Origin of the sequence: Porphyromonas miyakawae, from assembly GCF_045865415.1 — a bacterium.
GTDB lineage: Bacteria > Bacteroidota > Bacteroidia > Bacteroidales > Porphyromonadaceae > Porphyromonas > Porphyromonas miyakawae.
In genome coordinates this window covers 288162-297500 of sequence record NZ_BAAFSF010000001.1, presented here as the reverse complement: position 1 = coordinate 297500, position 9339 = coordinate 288162, and the positions used below count along the sequence as shown (strand labels likewise).

At 44.7% G+C, this 9339-nt stretch carries 3 protein-coding genes, 2 tRNA genes and 2 rRNA genes (1 of these 7 cut by a window edge); 1 reads left to right on the top strand and 6 read right to left on the bottom strand.

Annotation, left to right across the window (positions count from 1 at the left end):
• The 4 genes from ACLWMH_RS01105 to ACLWMH_RS01090 all read right to left on the bottom strand — a co-directional run.
• Positions 1-652, bottom strand: a 23S ribosomal RNA gene (locus ACLWMH_RS01105) (it extends 2225 nt beyond the left edge of the window).
• Positions 653-918: 266 nt separating this feature from the next.
• Positions 919-992: transfer RNA gene (locus tag ACLWMH_RS01100), tRNA-Ala, on the bottom strand.
• A gap of 32 nt (positions 993-1024) precedes the next feature.
• Positions 1025-1098: transfer RNA gene (locus ACLWMH_RS01095), tRNA-Ile, on the bottom strand.
• 239 nt (positions 1099-1337) lie between these two features.
• A 16S ribosomal RNA gene (locus tag ACLWMH_RS01090) occupies positions 1338-2867 on the bottom strand.
• Together the 16S and 23S rRNA genes with 2 tRNA genes alongside form the textbook arrangement of a ribosomal RNA operon.
• 1160 nt (positions 2868-4027) lie before the next feature.
• On the opposite strand from ACLWMH_RS01090, the gene ACLWMH_RS01085 reads away from it, so the two are divergent.
• On the top strand, positions 4028-5329 hold the full coding sequence (locus ACLWMH_RS01085) for a leucine-rich repeat domain-containing protein (protein ID WP_411914919.1): 1302 nt from the start codon (positions 4028-4030) through the stop codon (positions 5327-5329).
• A 458-nt stretch (positions 5330-5787) separates the two neighbouring features.
• Here ACLWMH_RS01085 and ACLWMH_RS01080 read toward each other — a convergent pair whose 3' ends face one another.
• Positions 5788-7176: a hypothetical protein gene (locus ACLWMH_RS01080; protein ID WP_411914918.1), complete on the bottom strand. Its 1389-nt coding sequence runs from the start codon at positions 7174-7176 to the stop codon at positions 5788-5790.
• Positions 7177-7503: 327 nt separating this feature from the next.
• Positions 7504-9339 carry a sensor histidine kinase gene (locus ACLWMH_RS01075; protein WP_411914917.1) on the bottom strand — a complete coding sequence of 612 codons (1836 nt, stop codon included), beginning with the start codon at positions 9337-9339 and terminating at the stop codon, positions 7504-7506.

Below are 9339 nucleotides of genomic sequence, written 5' to 3'. Positions count from 1 at the left end.
TCCTGTCTCTAACAGTTAACCTTGCCGGCATCGACAACTCGTAGGTTCATTATGCAAAAGGCACGCAGTCACTCCTTACGGAGCTCCTACCGCTTGTAAGCAGACGGGTTCAGGTACTATTTCACTCCTCTATGCGAGGTGCTTTTCACCTTTCCCTCACGGTACTTGTTCACTATCGGTCTCTCAGTCATATTTAGCCTTACGGGATGGTCCCCGCTAATTCACTCAAGATTTCTCGTGTCCCGAGTTACTCAGGTGTCCCCCTTATATACAGCTATATTTCGTCTACGCGGCTATCACGCTCTGTGGCCGGGCTTTCCAACCCCTTCTACTATACTGCTGTACACGTTGTGGAGAATCCTATTACCCCAATACTGCCGAAACAGTATTGGTTTGGGCTAATCCCCGTTCGCTCGCCACTACTAAGGGAATCACTTTTGTTTTCTCTTCCTATGGGTACTAAGATGTTTCAGTTCCCCACGTTCGCTCTTTCCTTTGGAAAGTGCCGGAGCTCCTCTCCGGCGGGTTGCCCCATTCGGATATCTGCGGATCGCGTCGTATGTGCCAATCCCCGCAGCTTTTCGCAGCTTGTCACGTCCTTCTTCGCTCCCGAGAGCCAAGGCATCCACCGTCTGCCTTCTGTCTATTTCGTCGCCTGAATAAAAGTCTTTCGACTCCTATTCTCGCCTTTATTACATGTTGAGTATACAGTCATTGTCCTCATTAATCAGTTTCCTAATCAACTCATACAATGCGCTGCTTTCTATTCTTTTATTTTTACTTGCTACTCCGTTGCTTCTCCTTGCACTACGCAAGGCGGCCACAACTGAGCAGCGCTCTACTCTTTGTTGTTTCTTCGTATAAAATCATGTCAAAGATCGCTTCCCCTTTACGTCCTCTTTCAAGGACTAGGGATAGTGGAGAATATCGGATTCGAACCGATGACCCCCTGCTTGCAAAGCAGGTGCTCTAGCCAGCTGAGCTAATCCCCCGTACTCTTAACTCTATCGCTTTAGAGTCACTGTAGTCCCAGGCAGATTTGAACTGCCGACCTCTACATTATCAGTGTAGCGCTCTAACCAACTGAGCTATAGGACTTCTTGATGTCCTACCGCCCTCTTCTGGTCGGTGCTGCACCGGCTGAGGACTTTCACGCCTCAGTGCTGAGCTCCGCTCCTTGCGGCAAGCATCCTACTTATATCGTTAGGCTTTGAACTTTTCATAAAAGAAGAAGGGCGGCGATGACAAGAACCCATCCATAGGGTACTTATTATCTATTACATCCCGTCTGCGCATAATAAGCGTTTTACCACTCCTACACGCTTTAGAGCCTCCAGAAAGGAGGTGTTCCAGCCGCACCTTCCGGTACGGCTACCTTGTTACGACTTAGCCCCAGTCACCGGTATTACCCTTAAGCGCTCCTTTGACGGTCACGCTCTTCAGGTACCCCCGACTCCCATGGCTTGACGGGCGGTGTGTACAAGGCCCGGGAACGTATTCACCGCGCCATGGCTGATGCGCGATTACTAGCGAATCCGGCTTCACGGAGTCGAGTTGCAGACTCCGATCCGAACTGGGGTGAGGTTTTGGGATCTGCTTCATGTCACCATGTCGCTTCCTGCTGTCCTCACCATTGTAACACGTGTGTTGCCCCGGATGTAAGGGCCGTGCTGATTTGACGTCATCCACACCTTCCTCTCGCCTTACGACGGCTGTCTCGATAGAGTCCTCAGCTTAACCTGTTAGTAACTATCAACGTGGGTTGCGCTCGTTATTGCACTTAAGCAAACACCTCACGGCACGAGCTGACGACAACCATGCAGCACCTACATAGGAGCCCCGAAGGGACAATGACTCTCATCATCTAACTCCTACATTTCAATCCCGGGTAAGGTTCCTCGCGTATCATCGAATTAAACCACATGTTCCTCCGCTTGTGCGGGCCCCCGTCAATTCCTTTGAGTTTCACCGTTGCCGGCGTACTCCCCAGGTGGAATACTTATCGCTTTCGCTTAGTCTCTTACCGTATATCGCAAAAAACTAGTATTCATCGTTTACTGCGTGGACTACCAGGGTATCTAATCCTGTTTGATACCCACGCTTTCGTGCTTCAGTGTCAGAACTAAGTCTGGTACGCTGCCTGCGCAATCGGAGTTCTGTGTGATATCTATGCATTTCACCGCTACACCACACATTCCACATACCTCGTCTCTTCTCTAGCTGTCCAGTTTCAAAGGCAAGACATGAGTTGAGCTCATGCTTTTCACCCCTGACTTAAATAGCCACCTACGCACCCTTTAAACCCAATAATTCCGGATAACGCTCGTATCCCCCGTATTACCGCGGCTGCTGGCACGGAGTTAGCCGATACTTATTCGTAGAGTACTTGCAAATGCGTACACGTACGCACCTTTACCCCTCTACAAAAGAAGTTTACAATCCTTATGAACCGTCTTCCTTCACGCGACTTGGCTGGTTCAGGCTCTCGCCCATTGACCAATATTCCTCACTGCTGCCTCCCGTAGGAGTCTGGTCCGTGTCTCAGTACCAGTGTGGGGGGTCAACCTCTCAGTCCCCCTATCCATCGTCGACTTGGTGGGCCGTTACCTCACCAACTATCTAATGGACCGCATGTCTATCTCTTACCGATAAATCTTTATTCACCTTCTCATGCAAAAATGTGAAACTATACCATATTAGCACGACTTTCACCGTGTTATCCGGTTGTAAGAGGTAAGTTACATACGTGTTACGCACCCGTGCGCCGGTCGCCGCCAAAGTATTGCTACCTCGCGCTGCCCCTCGACTTGCATGTGTTAAGCCTATCGCTAGCGTTCATCCTGAGCCAGGATCAAACTCTCCATTGTTATTTACAATTTTTGTTTTCTTCCTTTTAGCTCTTGGGATGATGTTTATAGATCCGTATTCCCCTCGTTATTCCTTCCTTCACTTTCGTGATATCAGAAATGACGGGCTTCTTGTCTATCACCTTTCTTCTTAGATCGTTATATTGTACTACACAACTGTTCGTTGTTTTGTATCATCTATTTCTTTGTTCAAAGCCTGTCAAAGATCGCTTCTATTTCCACGCCCCCAAGCACTGCACCATGGCTTCCCATGGCAACCCGTTCTTTGGGGTCGGGACTGCAAAGGTAGAAACTTATTTTCTTTTGACCAAATCTGCCATAAGAAAAAGTCTTTTTTTTTCGAAGACTTTCTTTGTTCCTTACTCTCCGCCTTCCGCTACCTGTTCATCACCGCGCTTGGTGACCCTTTCATTCAGGTTGCGAATGCAAAGGTAATAACTTATTTTATTCTGACCAAATGTTTGATCATTTATTTTCTCCTTTGCTCTGTCGCATCGAGACCAACACTATCGCTCAAGTGCCCTATGTCTCAGTTGCGGATGCAAAGGTAATACTTTTCTCTTTATAAACAATACCCGCAACCTTATTCATCGACCTCTTTTCCCCTCATATCACCCCTTTCTTCCTATCAATCAATCCCTTACGCCAATCAAAATAATTATTGAAAATATGGCAATATGTAAATAATAGTACTAATGCATTTCCCTTTTCTTAGCATAGCAAATCAATTTTCCGTTACTCAAGACTAACGTACATTTCCATAAAGGATTATTTTTTATCCCAAAGATATGCGTGCTCAATGCGAAGAGGTTGATGTTATCGTATATAGGTGTAGATGTTTCATTAAAGAGACAATTGTACACGAAAAGCCAAGCTAAAACATTTCATATCTCATTGATTATTAACATCTTATTTGAATAACTAAAGAAAATATGGAATTTAAGCAGACAGCAACATTTCACCCTTCTTATTTACTGAGGCTTTACCGAGTCAAGAAAATCCAAAGCACGCAATGAGTTTCTAGAGCTAATTGACAAACTCATTGATTGGAGACCTTTTCAAACTTTTATTTTATCTTTGGTCGGATAATGCTCAAAAAGTGATAGTAAAAGTATAACATGCATAGATAGAACGACAAATATAGATATAGATATATAGTTATGAGAAAGAACATTACACATTTACTGACCGCCTTGGCGGTGTTAGTTTTAGTGTCTGCTACCTCTCTTTGTGGACAGAATGTAATAAAACTGACCACAGGGATTAGTGTGGGAAAAAAGATTGAGATAGAAATCACTGCCAAAGGAGCTCTTTCCATTGACGGTGTAAAGGAAAATGCTCAAGCCGGTTATCATTCCTACACGGTTCAGAAACAGGATCTTACCATTACTGGAGACGTAACGGGACTGACCATTTGGGAGGCCAAGTTGACTATGTTGGATATTTCTGGAAATACTCTTTTGGAAAGCATTGATTGTAGTGATAACGAATTGGAGGCATTAGACTTAACCAAAAACACATCACTCAAAGAACTTCGTTGTCAGAAAAACAAAATCACAACTCTCGATCTAACACAATGCAAGAACTTGGAGCTTATTTATTGCTATAGCAATAAACTGCAAGCCCTCAACCTCAAGAACAACGATAAGCTTGCTACCATATACTGCGGTGGCAATACGCTTTCTTCTTTGGATGTATCAGGCTGCACAGCTCTGTCTCTTTTAGGTTGTGATAACGTTGGGATTGATGTGCTAGATGTTAGCAAGTGTACGAAATTGGTTACACTTTTCTGTCCCGAAAACAAACTAGCTTCCTTGGATCTTTCAAATAACCCTGAGCTTATAAATGCATCTTGCTACGATAATAAGCTTACATCGCTCAACGTATCGGGCTGCAATAAGCTGGAAATGCTCGATGTCCATCAAAATATGCTTAACACTATGGAGCTTCCCAACTCCATAACGCTAAAAACGGTAGCGATTTACCTCAATAAGCTAAAGGAAGATGGAATGAAAAAGATAGTTTCTACACTACCCAACTATTCCGGAAGTAAGGTTGATGTTAAACTGATCGTTCTTGACAGTATGAAACTTAAGAGTGATGGATCCACCGTTGACGAAAATGTTTTCAGCAAGGAAAATGTATCGGCAACAAAGGCTAAGAACTGGACCCCTTACTACCGGATTGCGGAAGATACTTACAAGGAGTACACAGGAACTACGGATATAAGCGAAATTTCCACTCAGGAAATAGTTGCTTTCCCCAACCCCGCTACAGCAAGCGTTCAAATGCGTGGACTAAACCCCTGTTCTACAGTTACCTTAAGGGATTTGAACGGAAATTTGTTCTACGAAGCGCAGAGCGATGCCGAAGGGAATGTCACTATTGATGTATCGCGGATGCCACGCGGATACTGTCTTTTGAGTGCGAACGGCAAAACTATTCGTCTGTTGCTCCGATAGAGCGTTACGTTCTCCTTGCATCACCCTTGGTGAGAGCGAACAAAATAAGGGGAGTGCCTCAGAGCATTCCCCTTTTTTCATTGTGATGTACCTAACTAAGCAATACATATAGCTTAGACCTTTTTCTCTCTTTCGTATGCTTTGTCGCTGTAAAAGGACAGGAGAAAAAACTCTGAGATTACTACAAGGGTAACGGTGCCACGTCTTCTTCGTCTGTAAGAGAAGGGTGCACGCTGCTGTACAACTTTGCCTACGCATTAGCGAATATGCGCATTCTCACCAGAGAATGCCTTCACACTCGTTTGTGCGTAATTGCTCCACAACCCCTTCTATTAACAGGTACAGATCCCCTTATGAAGCTCGCACTCTCTGTGCCAATGAGGCAAAGGTCAAGCCAAACAAATGAGCAAGCCCCCATTACTCATACAATGGAGGCTTTGCTGCTTTGTAGCTAACTTTTATTCCGCATTCAAATCGCTGAACGCCACACCGAAGAAGCCACCGACTGCCATTACGTCTAACTGACAAAGACTATGCTTTGCCTCGTTAACGTACGAAGGCAGTGAGACACTCTTTTCTTTTGAATACACATAGCCGGCATCTTCCAATGCTTTCACAATAGAGGGAGAGTAAACTGTAGCCAGATTCTTTGCAACCATTGTGACACCTATATAATCCTCATCAAAAATAAGAAGAGTGATCTTCTCAAAGTCCTTTGAATTAGTAGTAATCACCGGTATACCCATTTGCGGATCAGTCATCATACTCACGAAATAGGGTTTCTTTTTGTACTGTGCAATCACTTCGGTTCCCGTCAACTGCCAATCATCTATCGGGAAGGGGAAATCCACTTTCTCTGGAATAATAAGATCCTCTTTTAAAGGAGCGTAATAGAAGTGTACTTCGGGAATAAAGTCGGCCTCTTTACCCTTTTCAGGCTTAATGTATAGACCTACACAGAGCGTACGCTCCTTATTATACAGAATGTGGTTAAGCTGTTGATCCACAGCTATAGTCGGTGCAAAGCCAAACTTTTTGAGATATTCGGTGCATACCGCTTGTTCGGGGAAGGCTTCAGGCGTAAATTCCACTGAAGCTTCTTCAAGGTACATTTTGGTTTTCACATCAAACCAGTAGCGCACAGCCGGACGCTTAGCGTCTCCTGTTTTATATACATAAACGCCCTTGTCAGGTTTGGAGCGGTCCGTATCCAGCGTATGTCCCAAACGCGCTTCAAAGAACTCCATCAGTTCCACCGTAACGCCTTTCGCCAGTAGTGGAATACCGAATGGTTCTTTATCAAGCATCGTCATTCGCCCCCAAGAGAAAGCATCTTGGTCACTCTTTAAATAGATAAGACGATAAACTCCTTTCTCACTTGCTTTCTTATTAAGCGAATAGGAGAAGCCCGTAGAGGCATTTAGATATACAACCACATCCGGATTTACGGATAAGCTTGCTTCAGCCTTGTACTTCATAGCTTCCAAAGCTTTCAGCAGATCGGCTTCGCTCTTCATCGTCACGTTGGTAGCGGCATATCGGTAGTTACCTGCTTCATCGAGGTAATAATCAATTGTTTGTGCCACTTTAGTGTCTTTTACCTGTACGCTAATCTGCCGTTTGGCTTCATCGTAGGTAGCTGCGTTACCTCGAGCTTTCTCGGCACTTATCAAATCGTTGGCCGGTGCTCCCAGATTTTCTAAGGGATTAGCAAATGTCACCGCCTGTTCTACAGGAGGGGTCGGTGGAACCACAGGAGGGGTCGGGTCGGGTTCACTTCCTTTGCATCCAAAGAGGAGCAGGGATGCCGCCAAAGCAAGGGCGGCGATAGTCAAATTCTGTTTCATATCACTTAAATTAATCTTGTTTTCTACGTCACCTATTTTTGTTTGACCTTTCTCTAACGTAAAGTTACTATTTTTTCTAAAAGAAACACATCCTTTGTCCTATATTATACAATTGACCTATAAAATATGCACAAACAAAGCAAAGCAGCATATAACCAAAGGAATATTAGATACAAAAAAGCATTGAAGAAAGAGATTCGTCCGAGACTATAAACATGCTTCACACCTCCCAATGCCCATTTAGCGCATCAGGAGGTGTGTTTTCCGTCCCTCTCAGTGGACTCTCTTTCGAATGTAGAGCTAAAGCGTATTTATAAAAGGAGTGCGCTACAAGGCTTCGTCCTCTGCGCTCAAAGTCTCCGTAGTGCTCTGCTTCCCATTGACAGATATAAAGTGCGACTCCTTAGCAATAGAAAAGAAAATCTCTAAACCACCGGCAGGGCGATCCTTCGCTTGAATTTCGCCTCCGTGAAAGAGCACGGCATTCTTCACTATGGACAATCCCAATCCACTACCTCCATCGGAGCGACTACGTCCTTCGCTCATACGGTAAAAGCGATCAAATATTTTGCCAATGTTTTTCTTATCCTTTACTCCCACACCATTGTCCGCAAAAAGGAAGTAATGAAAGTCAGTGTCTTCAAGGGTTTGTCGAACCTCAATGTGGCTCCCCATCCCTGCATACTTGATACTATTCTCCACCAAATTGCGAAATATGGTATAAAGGAGTGATCGATTGCCATAAACCATTAGATCATCGGGTATCGCATTCTCCAGTGTCATTTGCGCAGCCTTCAGTGGGTCTTCCAGATCCCGAGAGACCTCCGAAACGACTTCGCTCACACACACATTGTCTTTATCATACAGTTCACCGGCATCTTCCAACTTATTGATTGTAGATACATCACTGATCAACTCAGAGAGGCGCAAGAGCTGCGAATAGCTACGCTCCAAAAAATAGGTTCGTTTCTCCTCAGAAAGGTCTGCACCTGAAAGAAGAGTCTCTATAAAGCCGCGAATACAACTAACCGGAGTACGCAATTCATGCGCAATACTATTAGTCATCTCATACTTAAGGCATCTATTCTGCTCTATCTGCGTGATATTTGTCAGCACTATCTCAAAGGAACCATCCGGGAAGCACTGTCCGCGCACCTCAAAGTGTCGATTTTCTTTTGTCACCTTGTATTTAAGGAGTGATCCCTCACGCTTGGAAATAAAGCGTTTGATCGGAGTCAGCTCGGGAGTATCGAGTATGCGCTCATCGATAATAAAAGTAGGCTCATCCAGCATACTATTAAGTAACTGTACAAAGTGGCTATTCGCATAAGTATATTCGTTCTTTTCGCTGAAGAAAGCGATTCCCTCCCCACTATGGGAGAAGTGGCTCAATAGTTTCTCGCGTTCCTCTTTTGCCTCTTTGTTGTACTGATCTATCTTGCGGAAAGTCGTTTTGATCTGCTCTCCCAGCTCCCCTATCTCAGTGTCCGGAAACTGCACGCTGTAGTCAAAGCTACCCTTTTCATTCGCACTCTCCACAAAGCCTTGCAGCACACGTATAGACTTGGTTAAGCGATCTGTAAAAAAATAGACCGCTAAGAAAGCAAGGATCGAGAGTGCGAGGATAAAATAGAGGAAGAGGCCACTTGAGGCTGCAATACCCTTATACTTAATCTCATAAGGAAGGGCTGTGCGCACAAAGTAGTCGGGGTACGCTTTAGCAAAGTAAAATAGCTCCTTACCGATCGAGACACTATGACGACTACTGAAGCCCACACCCTTAATGCGCGCTTGTACAATCTCCGGACGCTCAAAGTGGTTTTCCATACTACCCTGGCTCTTTTCATTATCGAAGATCACCTTTCCATCGTTGTAAATAACGGTGATCCGAAGCGAATCGGGCAGCAAGCGACCAATTGATTTGAAGTGCTCTATCGGAGGCATTTTTTCTTGTAAGAGGGTTGAATCCGTATGTACCGCTTCCTGCCAGGAGCTTATGGAAGCATTGATCAAATCGGTATAGTCCTCCATTTTACCGAAGAGTGCTTCGGTACGAAAGCGTTTTTCTTCGTTGTGCTGAAAAATAATGATAGCAGCACCAAACGCAATGAACAAGACTGCGGAGAAAAGCGTCGCTTGTGTACGATAATTAAAGTGCAGCAT